This window comes from Cupriavidus sp. 96C5-1, from assembly GCF_057798855.1.
In genome coordinates this window covers 55,994-70,921 of sequence record NZ_JBYOJU010000015.1, presented here as the reverse complement: position 1 = coordinate 70,921, position 14,928 = coordinate 55,994, and the positions used below count along the sequence as shown (strand labels likewise).

At 68.6% G+C, this 14,928-nt stretch carries 15 protein-coding genes; 7 read left to right on the top strand and 8 right to left on the bottom strand.

What is annotated here, in order from left to right:
• Positions 1 to 94 precede the first annotated feature (94 nt).
• Genes AC3FOF_RS18070 through AC3FOF_RS18040 form a run of 7 tightly spaced genes read left to right on the top strand, consistent with a single transcriptional unit; the run spans position 95 to position 7,571 of the window.
• Positions 95 to 1,012: an ABC transporter permease gene (locus tag AC3FOF_RS18070; protein ID WP_488727339.1), complete on the top strand. Its 918-nt coding sequence runs from the start codon at positions 95 to 97 to the stop codon at positions 1,010 to 1,012.
• Complete coding sequence (locus AC3FOF_RS18065; RefSeq protein WP_488727338.1) at positions 1,005 to 1,889, top strand: ABC transporter permease; 885 nt, start codon at positions 1,005 to 1,007, stop codon at positions 1,887 to 1,889. The genes AC3FOF_RS18070 and AC3FOF_RS18065 overlap by 8 nt, the downstream gene beginning before the upstream one ends.
• Positions 1,886 to 2,899, top strand: coding sequence for an ABC transporter ATP-binding protein (locus AC3FOF_RS18060; protein ID WP_017227085.1), 1,014 nt, complete (start codon positions 1,886 to 1,888; stop codon positions 2,897 to 2,899). The genes AC3FOF_RS18065 and AC3FOF_RS18060 overlap by 4 nt, the downstream gene beginning before the upstream one ends.
• Positions 2,900 to 2,932: 33 nt before the next feature.
• Complete coding sequence (locus AC3FOF_RS18055) at positions 2,933 to 3,961, top strand: ABC transporter ATP-binding protein (RefSeq protein WP_488727337.1); 1,029 nt, start codon at positions 2,933 to 2,935, stop codon at positions 3,959 to 3,961.
• Positions 3,958 to 5,700 carry an AMP-binding protein gene (locus AC3FOF_RS18050; RefSeq protein ID WP_488727336.1) on the top strand — a complete coding sequence of 581 codons (1,743 nt, stop codon included), beginning with the start codon at positions 3,958 to 3,960 and terminating at the stop codon, positions 5,698 to 5,700. Before AC3FOF_RS18055 ends, AC3FOF_RS18050 begins: the two co-directional genes overlap by 4 nt.
• 51 nt (positions 5,701 to 5,751) lie before the next feature.
• Positions 5,752 to 7,305: an acyl-CoA carboxylase subunit beta gene (locus AC3FOF_RS18045; RefSeq protein ID WP_488727335.1), complete on the top strand. Its 1,554-nt coding sequence runs from the start codon at positions 5,752 to 5,754 to the stop codon at positions 7,303 to 7,305.
• A gap of 44 nt (positions 7,306 to 7,349) precedes the next feature.
• Entirely contained in the window at positions 7,350 to 7,571 is a 222-nt protein-coding gene (locus AC3FOF_RS18040) for a biotin/lipoyl-containing protein (RefSeq protein WP_017227384.1), read from the top strand.
• A gap of 174 nt (positions 7,572 to 7,745) precedes the next feature.
• On the opposite strand, the gene AC3FOF_RS18035 is transcribed toward AC3FOF_RS18040, so the two are convergent.
• The 8 genes from AC3FOF_RS18035 to AC3FOF_RS18000 all read right to left on the bottom strand — a co-directional run bounded on the left by AC3FOF_RS18035 (position 7,746) and on the right by AC3FOF_RS18000 (position 14,925).
• Entirely contained in the window at positions 7,746 to 7,982 is a 237-nt protein-coding gene (locus tag AC3FOF_RS18035) for a hypothetical protein (protein ID WP_017227385.1), read from the bottom strand.
• A 250-nt stretch (positions 7,983 to 8,232) separates the two neighbouring features.
• Entirely contained in the window at positions 8,233 to 9,045 is an 813-nt protein-coding gene (locus AC3FOF_RS18030; protein ID WP_488727334.1) for an N-acyl homoserine lactonase family protein, read from the bottom strand.
• A gap of 40 nt (positions 9,046 to 9,085) precedes the next feature.
• Positions 9,086 to 9,967 (bottom strand): NAD(P)-dependent oxidoreductase, encoded by an 882-nt coding sequence (locus AC3FOF_RS18025; protein ID WP_488727333.1) that lies wholly within the window; start codon positions 9,965 to 9,967, stop codon positions 9,086 to 9,088.
• 75 nt (positions 9,968 to 10,042) lie between these two features.
• Positions 10,043 to 11,521 carry an aldehyde dehydrogenase gene (locus AC3FOF_RS18020; RefSeq protein ID WP_488727332.1) on the bottom strand — a complete coding sequence of 493 codons (1,479 nt, stop codon included), beginning with the start codon at positions 11,519 to 11,521 and terminating at the stop codon, positions 10,043 to 10,045.
• A 69-nt stretch (positions 11,522 to 11,590) separates the two neighbouring features.
• The gene (locus tag AC3FOF_RS18015; protein ID WP_017227388.1) at positions 11,591 to 12,304 is read right to left on the bottom strand and encodes an ABC transporter ATP-binding protein; all 714 of its coding nucleotides are present in this window, start codon (positions 12,302 to 12,304) and stop codon (positions 11,591 to 11,593) included.
• Positions 12,291 to 13,070, bottom strand: coding sequence for an ABC transporter ATP-binding protein (locus AC3FOF_RS18010; RefSeq protein ID WP_276263612.1), 780 nt, complete (start codon positions 13,068 to 13,070; stop codon positions 12,291 to 12,293). The genes AC3FOF_RS18015 and AC3FOF_RS18010 overlap by 14 nt, the downstream gene beginning before the upstream one ends.
• Complete coding sequence (locus AC3FOF_RS18005) at positions 13,067 to 14,053, bottom strand: branched-chain amino acid ABC transporter permease (RefSeq protein WP_488727331.1); 987 nt, start codon at positions 14,051 to 14,053, stop codon at positions 13,067 to 13,069. The genes AC3FOF_RS18010 and AC3FOF_RS18005 overlap by 4 nt, the downstream gene beginning before the upstream one ends.
• A gap of 2 nt (positions 14,054 to 14,055) precedes the next feature.
• A complete protein-coding gene (locus AC3FOF_RS18000; RefSeq protein WP_017227391.1) occupies positions 14,056 to 14,925 on the bottom strand; it encodes a branched-chain amino acid ABC transporter permease in 870 nt (289 codons plus the stop codon).
• Positions 14,926 to 14,928 lie beyond the last annotated feature (3 nt).

The window sequence follows — 14,928 nt, the reverse complement described above, 5'->3', positions numbered from 1 at the left end:
CCGTCGCGCAAGTCACCCGGCTGCCCGCACCGGCACGCCCGCCGGTCCCCGGACCGGCGGCGCGCGGCCGCGATCTCCCAACGAAGGAGTCCCCATGCCAACCGCCATCGCCAGACGCCTGCTGCACGGCCTGGTCAGCATCATCGGCGCCAGCGTCATCATCTTCGTCATCTCGCGCCTCTCCGGCGATCCGCTGGCTCTGCTGCTGCCAGCCGACGCGCCCGCCGAGGTGATCGCGCAAACGCGCGCGTACCTGGGTCTCGACCAGTCCGTGCTGACGCAGTACTTCTACTTTGTCAGCCACGCCCTCGGCGGCGACTTCGGCAACTCCTACCGCTGGCAGGTGCCGGCGCTCGGCCTGATCCTCGAACGGCTCCCCGCCACGGTGGAACTGGCGGTGGCCGCGCTGCTGTTCTCGGTGGCGATGGCCGTGCCCTTTGGCGTGCTGTCCGCCCTGCACCGCGGCTCGTGGTTCGACCGCTTCGCCAAGATCTTCGCCATGCTGGGCCAGGCCATGCCGAACTTCTGGGTGGGGCTGCTGCTGATCCTGTTCTTCGCGGTGCGCCTGAACTGGCTGCCGGCCTTTGGGCGCGAAGGGTGGAGCAGCCTGGTGTTGCCCGCGGTGGCGCTCGGCTGGTACCCGGTGGCGGCCCAGACCCGCATCGTGCGTTCGGCCATGCTCGATGTGCTCGACAGCGACTACATCCGCATGGGCCGCGCCATGGGCGTCCCGGAGCGCGTGCTGGTGTGGAAGTATGCGCTGCGCAACGCCGCCATTCCGCTGGTGACCATCCTCGGCGTGTACTTCGCCGCGATGCTGGGCGGCGCCTTCGTGGTGGAGGTGATCTTCGCCTGGCCGGGCGTGGGCCGCACCGTGGTGGAAGCCGTGTTCGCGCGCGACTTTCCGGTGGTGCAGGCTGGCGTGATGCTGACCTCCGTGCTGTTCGTGCTGTCCAACCTGCTGGTCGACCTGAGCTACAGCCTGATCGACCCGAGGATCCGCCATGGCTGATACCGCAAGCCCCCGCGCCGCGTTTCCCGGCCATGCGCTGCGCCGGCTGCTGCCGCGCGGCCTGCCATGGTTTGCCTGCCTGGTGTTCGCGCTGCTGCTGGCGTGCGCGATCTGCGGCGATGCTCTGCTGGCGCACGATCCCAACGGCCTCGATCTCGGCCTGGCCTTCCAGCCGCCGGCCTGGCTGGCGGGGGGCGACTGGTCCTACCCGCTGGGCACCGACAATATGGGCCGCGACGTGCTGGCCCGCATCATGGCCGGCACGCGCATCTCGCTGGTGGCGGCGCTCTACGCCATCGCGCTCTCGGGCGGCATCGGCACCGCGGTGGGCATGGTGGCGGGCTACTTCGGCGGCCGCGCCGACGCGCTGATCATGCGCCTGGTCGATATCCAGATGTCGATCCCTTCGCTGGCGCTGGCCCTGGTGCTCGCCGCCGTGCTCGGCCCGGGCTTCGAGACCGTGGTGCTGGTGATCGTGATCACCTACTGGACCTGGTACGCGCGCATCGTGCGCGGCGAGGTGATGTCGCTCAAGGAGCGCGACTACGTGGCGCTGGCGCGCGTGGCCGGATGCGGCACGCTGGTGATCTTCCGCCGCCACCTGCTGCCCAACCTGCTCAACACGCTGCTGGTGCTCGCCACGCTGCAGGTGGGGCAGGTCATCATCTTCGAAGCCTCGCTGAGCTTTCTCGGCCTGGGCATCCAGCAGCCCGACGTGTCATGGGGGCTGATGCTGGCGGATGCGCGCAACTACATCACCAATGCGTGGTGGGTCATCACCATGCCGGGCCTGGCCATCATGGCCACCTGCCTGGCATCCAACCTGCTGGGCGACTGGCTGCGCGATCATTTCGACCCGCGCCGGAGGCAATTATGAACGACATGCCGCAGACCACGGCCGCCGCGCCGATGCTGCAGGTGCAGGGCCTCACCACCCACCTCAGGCTGCGCCGCGGCGTGGTGCGCGCGGTGGACGGCGTCGACCTGCACGTGAATGCGGGCGAGACGCTCGGCGTGGTGGGCGAATCGGGCTCCGGCAAGTCGATGACGATCCTGTCGATCATGCGCCTGCTGCCGCGCCAGGGCGGCCCGGATGCCGTGCGGCTCGGCGGCAAGGTACTGCTCGACGGCGTGGACTTGCTGACCGTGCCGGAAAAGACCATGAGCGAGGTCTACCGCGGCCGCAGGATATCGATGATCTCGCAGGACCCGCTGACCTCGCTCAACCCGGTCTTCACCGTGGGCGACCAGGTCAGCGCGCCGGGGCGCTACCATGGCATCACCCACGGGCGCGGCGAGCGCCGCCGGAATGCCGCCGAGGTGCTGGCGCGCGTGCGCATTCCCTCGCCCGAGACACGCCTGGACGACTACCCGCACCAGTTCAGCGGCGGCATGCGCCAGCGCGTGGTGACCGGCATGGCGATTGCAAGTTCGCCGCGCCTGCTGGTGGCCGACGAGCCCACCTCGGCGCTGGACGTGACCATCCAGGTGCAGGTGATGGCGCTGCTGCGCCGCATCCAGGACGAGACCGGCGTCGGCATCATCCTTATCACGCACGACCTTGGCGTGGCCGCCAGCCTCTGCCAGCGCGTGGCGGTGATGTACGCGGGCCGCATCGTCGAGACCGGCGACGTGCGCACCCTGTACCGCCACCCTGCGCATCCCTACACCCGCGCACTGCTCGAATCGATTCCGCATTTCGGCCAGAGGAAGGAACGGCTGTTCGCCATCCAGGGCACGCCGCCGAGCCTGATCGATCCGCCCTCGGGTTGCCGCTTCGCCGCGCGCTGCCCGCATCGCAAGCCGCTGTGCGACGACGCCTACCCGCCCGAGATCGACCTGGGCCAGGGCCACAAAGCCAGTTGCTGGCTGTTGTCGCCGGCATGAACGCGCCCGCCAACGTTGCCGAACGGAGATCCCATGCTGCTTGAAGTCAAGGACCTGCAGAAGCATTTCCCGGTACGCGGCACGAAGCAGGCCGTGCGCGCCGTGGACGGCGTGAGCTTTGCCGTCGATGCCGGGCAGACCTACGCGCTGGTCGGCGAATCGGGCTGCGGCAAGACCACCATCGCCAGGCTGCTGCTCCTGCTGGAGCGCCCCACCGGCGGCAGCATCCGCTTCCAGGGCGAGGACGTCTTGAGCCTGCGGCGCGCCGGCCTGCTGTCCTACCGCCGGCAGGTGCAGGCGGTGTTCCAGGATCCATCCTCCTCGCTCAATCCGCGGCTGAAGGTGCGCACCCTGCTGGCCGAACCGCTGCTGGCGCACGGCGAGGGCGGCAACCGCGCCGCACTGCGCCGCCGGCTGGAAGAACTGCTCGATATCGTCGGCCTGCCCGCCGGCGCGCTCGATCTCTATCCGCACGAGTTCAGCGGCGGCCAGCGCCAGCGCATCGCGGTGGCGCGCGCGCTCGCGCTGCAGCCAAAGCTGATCGTGCTGGACGAGCCCACTTCCGCGCTCGACGTGTCGATCCGTGCCCAGATCGTCAACCTGCTGTCGGACATCCAGCGCAGCTTCGGCCTGGCCTACCTGGTGATTGCACACGATCTCGCACTGGTGGAACACTTCAGCTCGGCGGTAGGCGTGATGTACCTGGGCGCCATGGCCGAGAGCGGGCCCAGCGACAGCGTATTCGCCTCGCCGCGTCATCCTTACACGCAGGCCCTGCTCGGCTCCGCGCCGCGGCCGGACCCGGACCATCAGCCAGCGCTGGGCCTGATCCACGGCGAGATCGGCTCCGCGCTGAACCCGCCGCCGGGCTGCCGCTTTCATCCGCGCTGCCCGCACGCCATGCCGGTCTGCGCCGAACGCGTGCCGGTGCCGCGCGACATGCTGGCTACGTGTGGCGGCTCGCCCGCATCGCCGACCCATCTCGCCGCCTGCCACTTGCTGGGCCCCGATCGCCCCGCCGGGCAGGCCGCCATTTCCACCCAGGAGCTGATCGCGTCATGAGCCAAGCGCTTCCATCCCAAGCGGATTCCGACTACTTCGAGCAACTCGATGCCCTGCAGCAAAGGCACTGGCCCAGCGCCGTGCCGCGGCAGGCCAGCTGGCCGCACGGCGAGATCGCACTGACCGGATACCTGCGCGCGTGGGCGCGGCAGCGGCCCGCCCACCCGGCCGTCATCTTCTACGGCAACGAACTGAGCTATGCCGAACTGGACCGGCTGAGCGACCGCTTCGCCGCGCTGCTGCACGCGCAAGGCGTCAGAGGCGGCGACCGCGTCGCGGTGATGCTCGGCAACTGCCCGCAGTTTCATATCGCTTTCTACGGCATCCTGAAGCTGGGCGCCGTGCATGTTCCGGTCAATCCGCTCTTCAAGGAGCAGGAGCTGATCCACGAACTCAACGACGCCAGCGCGGCCACGGTGCTGGTGCTCGACCAGCTGGCGCCGCTGCTGCAATCGGTACAGCCACGCACGCCGGTGCGCACCGTGTTCGTGACCGGCTACCGCGACCTGCTGCCGCGGACGCCCACGCTCCCGCTGCCGCCCGGCATCGACACGCCGCGCACGGTGCCGGCCGGCACCATCGACCTGATGCCGGCGCTGGCGGCCTGCCATGCCCCAGCGCCGCAGGTGACCCCCGACCTCGACGCGGTTGCCGCGCTCAACTACACCGGCGGCACCACCGGCATGCCCAAGGGCTGCGTGCATACGCAGCGCGACATGGTCTACACGGCCGCCACCGGCTGCACGATGTCGGGCGCACTGGCGCCCGACGGCGGCGGCGCGGCGCTGGACGATGTCTCGCTGAATTTCATGTCGATGTTCTGGATCGCGGGCGAGAACATCGGCCTGGTGTACCCGATCTTCGCCGGCGGCACGCTGGTGCTGCTGGCGCGCTGGGATCCGGTTGGTGTGATGGCGGCAATCCAGCGCTACCAGGTCAGGCGCACGGTCATGCTGGTCGACAATGCCGCCGAGTTGATGGACCACCCCGACGTCGGGCGCTATGACCTGCGTTCCTTGCGCGCCACGCGCGTGTCCTCCTTCGTCAAGAAGGTCAACCCGGTGTTCCGCCGCCGCTGGTTCGAGCTGACCGGGAGCGTGATGGCCGAAGGTGCATGGGGCATGACCGAGACGCACACCAGCGACACCTTCACCACCGGCATGCAGGACGACGACATGGACCTCAAGGGCCAGCCCGTCTTCGTCGGGCTGCCGATGCCCGGCACCCGCATCAAGATCTGCGATTTCGACACCGGTGCGCCGCTGCCGCTGGGGCAGGAGGGGGAAATCGTGGTGCGCACGCCCTCGCTGTTCAAAGGCTACTGGAACAGGCCCGAAGCCAGCGCCGAAGCCATCCGCGGCGGCTGGTTCCACACCGGCGACATCGGCGTGTACGACCCGCAGGGCTACCTGCACTTCCTCGGGCGGCGCAAGGAGATGCTGAAAGTCAAGGGCATGAGCGTGTTCCCGGCGGAGATCGAGGCGCTGCTCGGCCAGCATCCCGCGGTGATCGGCTCCGGCGTGATCGGGCGGGAAGACGCCGAGCGCGGGCAGGTGCCGGTGGCCTTCGTACGGCTGCACCCGCACGCGGAAGGCAGCCTCAGCGCCGGTGAACTGGTGCAGTGGTGCAGGGAGAACATGGCGACCTACAAGGTGCCGGAGATCCGCCTGGTGCAGCAGTTGCCGATGACGGCGACGGGCAAAGTCAAGAAGCATGAGCTTCAGCAGTTCCTGGCCTGAGCCGCCGGGGCCGGCAAAAGCGCCGCACATATTCCAAGGGAGCAGACAAGAATGAACGTTCACAACCGTGCAGAGGAGCTTGCCCTGCGCAAGGCGCAGGCCGCCCAGATGGGGGGCGCCGACAAGCTGGCACGCATCAAGGCACGCGGCGCCCTCAACGCGCGCGAGCGCGTCGAGGCGCTGGTCGATGCCGGCAGCTTCTTCGAGATCGGCATGCTCAACCACTCCGACGTGCCGGGCATGGAAGGCAAGACGCCCGCCGACGGCAAGATCTGCGGCGTGGGCCGCATCGACGGCCGCCCGGTGGTGGTCAAGGCCGACGACGTATCGGTGCTGGCCGGCACCGGCGGGCGCATCGGCAGCAGGAAATCGCGCCAGCTGGTGGCGCTGGCGCTGGACAAGGGCTATCCCATCGTCAACCTGGGCGAGGCTGGCGGGGCGCGGCTGCCCGATATCCAGGGCTCGGACGGCCTCAGCTCGATGACGGTCGGCACCAGCCTCGCCCGGCGCGTGCGCCGCGTGCCGATGGCCGCCGCGATCCTTGGCGAGTGCTTTGGCAGCCCATCGTGGCACGCTGCCTTCGCCGACTTCGTGGTACAGGTCAAGGGCAGCGTCATGGCCGTATCCGGCCCGCGCGTGCTGGAGATCGCCACCGGCGAGAAGGTCTCCAACGAAGAACTTGGCGGCTGGCAGGTGCATGCCCGCACTACCGGCCTGGTCGACCGCGTAGCCGAGGACGAGGCCGGCTGCCTGGAAACCATCCGCGAGTTTCTTGCCTACCTGCCCTCGCACGCCCAGCAGTTGCCCCCGCAGCGCGCGCCGCGCGAGTCCGCCGCCGAGGCCGAAGCGCGCCAGCTGGACATCTCCCGCCTGGTGCCGGACTCGCCGCGGCGCGCCCACGACATGCGGGAGCTGGTGCGCACGCTGGCGGACGACCGGGAGATCTTCGAACTCAAGCCCGAGTTCGACCGCAGCGTGATCACCTGCCTGGCACGCCTGGAAGGGAAAACGGTTGGCATCATCGCGACAAATCCGACCTATTCCGCCGGCGCCATGGGACCGGACGGCTGCGACAAATGCACCAGCTTCATCTGCCTGTGCGACTCCTTCAACATCCCGCTGATCTTCCTGCATGACACACCCGGCTTCTTCGTCAGCCGCGCGGCCGAGCAAAAACGCATGCCCGGCAAGATCATCAACTTCGTCGAGGCGCTGGCACTGGCCACCGTGCCCAAGCTCTCCGTGGTGATCCGCAAATCGTACGGCATGGCGTATTCCAACCTGGCCGGCAGCGGCATGGACGCGGATTTTGTCTTTGCCTGGCCGGGCGCGGATATCAGCTTCATGTCGCCGGAGGTGGCGGTCAATGTGCTGCGTCCGTCCAGCGGCGATACCGCGCACGACCGCGCGGAAAAAGAAAAGCTATACGAGGAACTGCGCACCGCCAGCGCGCCGTGGCGTGCCGCCGGCCTGGGCCACCTCGACGACGTGATCGCGCCGGAAGCCACGCGCGCCACGCTGGTCCGCGCACTGGAACTGGCATGCGGCAACCGCGAAGGCGGCATCGGCAAGCATCACCTGGCGGCCTGGCCGACCAATTTCTGATACGACGCCGATACGGCATCAATACAACGAATCGGGAGGAAGACATGGCAGCAACGAGCGTGGAAGCCATCGTGACCGGCAAGGTCTGGAAAATCGAGAAGCAGGAAGGCGACACCGTGGCGGCCGGCGAGGCCATCATGGTGCTGGAATCGATGAAGATGGAGATTCCGGTGGAAGCACCGGTGGCCGGCAAGGTGGGCCGGCTCAGCGTCGCCGAAGGCGATAGCGTGACAGAAGGGGACGTGGTGGCAATGGTGATGGGCTAGGGCCGGCCCGCGGCGCTGCTTACCATCCGGCGCCGGAGACAAAAAGGCCAGGGCGACCGGCCCTGGCCCTGCCTGTGCGGCACACTTCAACCAGCCAGGCGATGCGCGGCAACGCATCGCTTCGGCATCTCCCATCCTGCTTCGCCGCCGGCGGCGCGCAGGAACGTCAGCGCTTCACGCCATGGCCGGCAGATGATGCCTGGCGGGGCGCCGGGCCAGCAGGACGGCACCGGCAAGCCCCGCGGCAAGGGCGACGACGGTCAGCGCCTGGGATGGCGCCCATACCAGGCTGGAGCCACGCAGCAAGCCGATGGCAATCAGGCCGACATTCAGATACGTCGAGAATGCGCACAGGAACAACAGGGCAAACCCGACCTGGCGATTGCGGACAACATTCTTGCTGGCTTGCATATTCACCTCCGGCGATCTAGCACCACACGCTGACGATACACCTGCACGGCGCGGACACGTCCTGACCGGGTGTCCGTTGCCGATAGGTTCTCGCAACTCGAACGGAGAGAATATTGGGAGAAACCCGCTTCCCGCGCGTGGCCCGGGAAAAACGCGCCCGTGCGAAATGCGCGTCCTGGTTCTGGCGAAAGCCCGCCCCTTCCCCCGGCCCTGCGCCAGCTTCCCCGCGCGCTAGCCGGCAGGCGCCCGGCTACGCCGGCGCGGGTTCCCGATGCAGGCAGGCGACGTCGACAGGCAGGCCAGCCAGCCTGGGATAGCGCACCAGCACCAGCGGATCGTGCCCCGGCACGACATGCTCGGCCGAGGCCGCCCGCCGCGCCAGCGCCGCGTGGCCTTCCAGCATGGCGGCCACGTTCCAGACCACGGGAAAGGGATTGCGGCGCGTCATATTGGCGTAGTAGTGGGCGGCATCGGAAGCCAGCACCACCCAGCCGCGCGCGGTATGCACGCGCACCGCCTGCAGCCCCTTGGTGTGCCCGCCCACGTGGATCAGCTCGATGCCAGGCTTCAGCACGGCGTCGCCCTGGTGGAAACGCACGCGCTCCTCGTAGACCCGGCGGACCAGGTCGCATACGTCCTCCACCGCATAGGCGCGGCGCAGGAAGGGCTCGCACATGCAGCGGCCGGTGGCGTAGTCGACCTCGGCGTCCTGGATATGGAAGGTGGCGTTGGGCAGCTTGTCCAGATTGCCCGCGTGGTCCCAGTGCAGATGCGTCAGGATCACGTCGCGCACTTGCCCGGCCTCGACGCCCAGGTGGGATAGCGCGGCGATCGGGCAATGGGCCAGCGCCCGCTGGCGTTGCGCCGCGCTGCGCGCGCCGAATCCGGTGTCGACCAGCACCACCTCCGGGCCCGAGCGGATCAGCCAGACAAAGAAGTCCATCGACATCGCCTCGTCATGCGCGTCACGGTACATGAAGTTCTCCGACGTCGTGCGCTCCATGCTGGCAAAGCGCAATGCATAGACCTCGTACTCCGGCAAGCCTTCCCCGTCCTTCGCCATATCGTCTCCTCTCGTCTGCCATGCGGGCGGCTGCGCGCCGCTACCTTCCCTCGAACACCAGGCTGATCGCCGGGGCGTACTTTTCTCCGTGCCCGGCGTCGATCGCCATCTGCAAGGTCTGCAGCAGATTGCGGGCGCCGCTGGCGTCCACGCCGACCTGCTCGGCGAGCGCCACCGCATAGGAGATGTCCTTCCTGGCGTACGTCACCGGGAAGGCCTTCTCCGGGAACTGCTGCGGTGCGATCGCCTTCATGCCATGGTTGCGCAGCGCGAAGCTGTCGGCCGACCCCGTCGACAGCGCGGCAAACAGTACCGCCGGCTCCACGCCGGCGCGCCGCCCGATCGCGGCGGCTTCCGCGAGCGCCAGCACGGTCTCGTACAACACCATATTGTTCAGGATCTTCACGACCTGCCCCGCGCTGGTACCACCGGCATGCGTGACATCGGTGGCAAAGGTGCGAACATAGGGTTCGATCAACCGGAAGACCTCCCCCTCGGCACCCACCGGCACGGCCAGGGAACCGGCCTCCGCGGCCGCCCGCGTGCGCATCACCGGGGCATCGGCGAAGCGGATGCCCCTGGCCTGCAACGCGGCCGCGGTGGCGAGCGTCACGTCGACCGAGGATGTGCTCAGGTCCACCACGGTCGTGCCGGGCGCCAGGCGCTCGGCCAGCCCGCCCGCTCCGGTCACCACCTCCCTCACCACCTCGCCGGACGGCAAGGACAGGAACACGATCTCCGCCTGCGCCGCCAGGGCTTCGATCGGCACCGCCTCCACACCGTGCGCGGCCAGCCGGCCCAGCGGCGCCGCGTCGTGGTCGAATGCCAGCACCCGTGCGCCGCTCTTGGTGGCGATGTGCCGGCAGATGGGCTCCCCCATCACGCCGACGCCGATGCATCCGATAGTTGTTTTTTTCGACATCCCCGATTTTCCTTGTATTGCCACCGGCGCCGCACATGCTCCGCGCGGCGCCCTCGTGAATTCGAGCGTTGCCGCTCACGCCGGCATGTTGGCCGGATTCATGCTCCAGTAGATGCCTTTGCTCTGCTGGTAGAGACGCACGCCGGAGACACCCTTCTCGCGCCCGATGCCGCTTTCCTTGAAGCCGCCGAACGGCGTGGCGATCGACAGCTGCTTGTAGGTGTTGATCCACACCACGCCGGCCTCCAGCGCGCGCGCCACGCGCCACGCGCGCTGGTAGTTCGCGGTCCACACGCCCGCTGCGAGACCGAACGCAGTGTCGTTCGCCTGCGCGATCAGGTCGTCCTCGTCGTCGAACGGCAACACGCACAAGACGGGCCCGAAGATCTCCTCGCGCACCGCGGTGGCGGCATTCGACAGGCCGGCGATGACGGTGGGCCGGTAGAAGGCGCCCGCCGCGTAACGCTCGCCTTCCGGACGCGCGCCGCCAGCGAGGATCTGCCCGCCTTCCCGCCGTGCGGCGTCGACCAGCGACTCGATCCTGGCGCGGTGCCGGAAGCCCGCAACGGGTCCCATCTGCGCACCGGCTGCATCGGGCAAGTCCACGCGCAAGCCATTGGCCCGCGCCACCAGTGCATCCAGCACCGGTTCCAGCACGCTGCGCTGCACGAACAGGCGCGAGCCCGCCACGCAGGATTGCCCGCTACCCTCGAAGATGCCGTCGACCACGCCGTCGACGGCCGCAGCGAGATTGGCGTCGTCGAAGATGATGTGCGGCGACTTCCCCCCCAGTTCGAGCGCGACCGGGATCAGCCGCTGCGCCGCGACCGCGGCGATGCTGCGCCCGGTCGCCGTACCGCCGGTAAACGACACCATGCGCACGTCGGGATGGCTGATCAGCGCGCTGCCGGTCTCGGCCCCGGTGCCGGGCAACACATTGAGCACACCGGGCGGCAGCCCCGCTTCCAGCGCGATGCGCCCAACGGCAAGCGCGGCGCCCGGCGTCACCTCGGAAGGCTTGAGCACGATGGCATTGCCCGCCGCCAGCGCGGGCGCGACCTTCTGTGCCTCCATCGTCAACGGCGAATTCCACGGCGTGATCGCCGCCACCACGCCATAAGGTTCGTAGGTGCTCATCGACAGATAGTCGCCGCGCGACGGCGTGACTTCTGCGCCAAGCGTCTCGCAGACCGCGGCATAGTAGCGGTAGGTCGCGGCGGCGCTCGCCACCTGGGCCTTGCATTCGCTCCAGACCTTGCCGTTCTCGATCATCTGCAGGCGCGCGAGTTCATCCGCGTTTGCCTTGAGGCCGTCGGAAATGCGGCCGAGGACCTGTGCCCGCACGTGCGGCAGCATTTGCCGCCAGGCCTGGCCCGCGACGGCGCTGCGGGCGGCGGCCACGGCCGCGTCGACATGCTCGCTGCCAGCGGCGGAGACGCGGTAGTTGATGCTGCCATCGGCGGGATTGACGGACTCCAGCGCGTTCTGCTCGCAGGAGACCCAGTCGCCGCCGATCAGCATCGGCTTCGGGGAATGCGTGTTGTCTGAGGACATGGTGGCTTGCTCGGGAATGGAATGAACCAACTGTTTTTGGATAACCGGCTTTCGGATTTGCGATAGGACTCAGATGCCGAGGTAGGCCTTCTGCACGGCGGGGTCGGCCAGCAGCGCCTCGCCGGTGCCGGTACGCACGACGGCCCCCTGCTCGAACACATAGGCGCGATGCGAGAGCTTCAGCGCCAGGCGCGCGTTCTGCTCCACCAGCAGGATGGAGATGCCGGCGTCGCGGTTCAGGCGCTGGATCGCCGCGGCGATCTCGGCGACGATCTTCGGCGCGATGCCGAGCGAGGGTTCGTCCAGCATCAACAGCTTCGGCTGTGCCATCAGTGCCCGTCCGATCGCGACCATCTGCTGCTCGCCGCCGGAGAGCGAACCGGCCAGCTGCCCACGGCGCTCGGCGACACGCGGGAACAGGGCGTAGACCTGGTCCAGCGCGCGCCGCCGGACGGCGGCGGAGCGCACGGTGTGCGCCCCCACCTGCAGGTTCTCCAGCACGCTCATGCGCGCAAACAGGCGGCGGCCCTCAGGCGACAAGGCGATGCCGCGTTCCACGCGGCTCGCCGGAGGCAGCGCGGCAATATCCTCGCCGCCCCAGTTGAGCGATCCCCTGGCAAGCGGCTGGATACCCATCACCGATTTCAGCGAGGTGGTCTTGCCGGCACCGTTGGAACCGACCAGCGCGACCACCTCGCCTTCTGCCACGCGGAAGGAAGCGTTGCGCACGGCCTCGATCCGCCCGTACTGCACGGCGATCGCTTCGGCTTCAAGAGTGGGCATAGTCGGGCGCTCCCAGGTAGGCTTGCACCACCGCGGGGTCCGCGGCGATGCATTGCGGCGTGCCATCCGCGATCTTTCTTCCCTGCACCAGCACGACGATGCGGTGGCACAGGCCCATGACGAGCGCCATGTGGTGCTCGACCAGCAGCAAGGCAAGGCCGCGCTCAACGCGCAGCGCTTCCAGCAAGCGTCCGAATTCGGCGCATTCCTCCGGATTCAGGCCGGCCGCAGGCTCGTCGAGCAGCAGCAGCTTCGGCCTGGTGGCAATGCCGATGGCCACGCCCAGCTTCTTCTGGTGCCCGTACGGCAGGCTGCCTGCCATGGCATGCCGATACGGACCCAGACCGGTCAGTTCCAGTACCGCATCCACCTCACGCGCGACGCGGCGCAGCGCCGCGCGCATGCCCGCGCCCGGCAAGGCTTGCGTCCAGATGCTGCCGGGCAGGCTGGAGACCGCGCCGCGATAGATGTTCTCGGCCACCGACACGCCGGGGTAGACCGATGCCGACTGGAAGGTGCGCGCCAGCCCGTGCCTGACCACGCGGCTCGGCGCCTGGCCCGTGATGTCGCGGCCGTGCAGCAGCACGGTGCCGGCGCTGGGTTTCAGCGTGCCGCTGATCAGGTTGAACGCGGTGCTCTTGCCCGCGCCGTTCGGCCCGATCAGTCCCACCGTCTCTCCTTCGGCCACCTGGAAGGTGAGATCCTGGACGGCTTTCAAGCCACCAAAGGTCTTGGACAGGCCCTCCACCTGGAGCATGGACGTCATCGCGCGCCTCCCTCGCGGGTGCCGCGCCGGGCCGCCAGGCCCGCCAGGCCTTGCGGCATGAAGCGCAGCATCAGGATGACGGCGCAGCCATAGAAGATGTTCTGGCTCTGTACCGCGCCACGAAAGAACTCCGGCAGCGGTGTCATGACCAGTGCCCCGATCACCGGACCGAGAATGTATGCCCTGCCGCCGACCACGAGCATGATGATGGCGCCGACCGACACGCTGAAAGTGAATGACTCCGGCGAGATGTACCCCACGTAGTGCGCCAGCAGCGCGCCTCCCAGGCCAGCCATCGCGCTGGCCACCACGAAAGCGAACAACTGCGTCCTGCGCACGCTCAGGCCGCTCGCTTCCGCCAGCGCCGCGTTCTCGCCGACGGCGTCGATAGTGTGCCCGGCCGGAGAACGGAACAGCCGCCACAGGCCGGCCACCGACAACAATGCGATGCCCGCTGCCAGCCCATAGAAGGCCGCCTTGGTGTCCAGCGCCATGCCCAGCAGCTCGGCCGGCGGCACGCCCGTGATGCCATTGGCGCCGCCGGTGAGTCCCTCCCACTCGAGCAGCCCGAGGCGGACCAGTTCGCCAAAGGCGAAGGTGATCAGCACGAAGTAGACGCCCGTCAGGCGCAGCATGACCGCACCCAGCACCAGCGCCAGCGCGGCCGTCAGCAACATCGCGCACAGCACGCCCGCGGCGAAGGGCAGCCCCAGTTGCATGGTCGCGAGCGTGGCAGCGTATGCACCCAGGCCGACGAAGGCGCCGTGGCACAGCGATACCTGCCCGCAGCGCATCAGCACGGACAATCCGCTGGTGATGACGATATTGATGCAGACGAGCACGGCGAGATGCAGGTAGAAGTCCTGCCGTGCAACCCAGGGCGCCAGCACGAGGCAGGCCAGCGCCGCGGCCAGCAGCGTGATGCCGCGCCCTCCCTGGCCGGACGACGCGGGCGCCGGCAGTGTGATGTCTCTGTCTTGCATGATCAGGTCTCCGCGCGCCCCATCAGGCCGGTCGGTCGGAAGACCAGCACCACCATGACCAGCGCGAATATCAGGATGTCGGCGGCGCTGCTGCCGAGGAAGGTGCTGCCGAAACTCTCCGCAATGCCCAGCAGCAGGCTGGCGAGCGCGGCGCCCGGGATGCTGCCGAGACCGCCGAGGATGACGACGATGAAGGCCTTCAGCAGTGGCGTGCCGCCGATAAACGGCGACACCGAGAACAGCGGCGCCATCAGCGCGCCGGCCACCGCCGCCAGCCCGGCGCCGATGCCGAAGCCGAGTGGATACATGAGCCAGGCGCGGATGCCCTGGATGCTGGCGATCTCCATGTCCTGCACCGAGGCGCGCAGCGCGCGCCCCAGCCGGGTCCAGGCCAGGAAGCCATAGAGCAGCAGCAGCACCGCCACCGAGAAGCCCACTACGTACAGGCGCGACATCGCCATGGTCACGAGGCCCAGGGTGATGCTGCCCTCTGCCACCTGGGGCATGAACTGCGGATCGGGGCCGAAGGCCATCAGCGCGGCGCTCTGCAGGATCATGGCCAGGCCGATGGTCGCGATCATGCCGTTCAGCTCGTCGTGGCGGAAGGGCTTGAGCACCACCCACTCGACGATCCAGCCGAAGCCCACCGCGAGCAGGAAGGCGAGGCAGACCGCCGCCAGGAAGGGAAGCTGCCAGTGCGCGACCAGCGTGTAGGCGGCGAAGGCGCCCAGCATGTAGAACTCGCCATGCGCGAAGTTCACCACGCGCATGACACCGAACACCAGCGTGAAGCCGACGGCCATCAGCAGGTACAGCAGGCCGATGATGACCCCGTTGCTCAGCGCCTGCGCGAGAAGGGAAAGCGTAGTCATGGG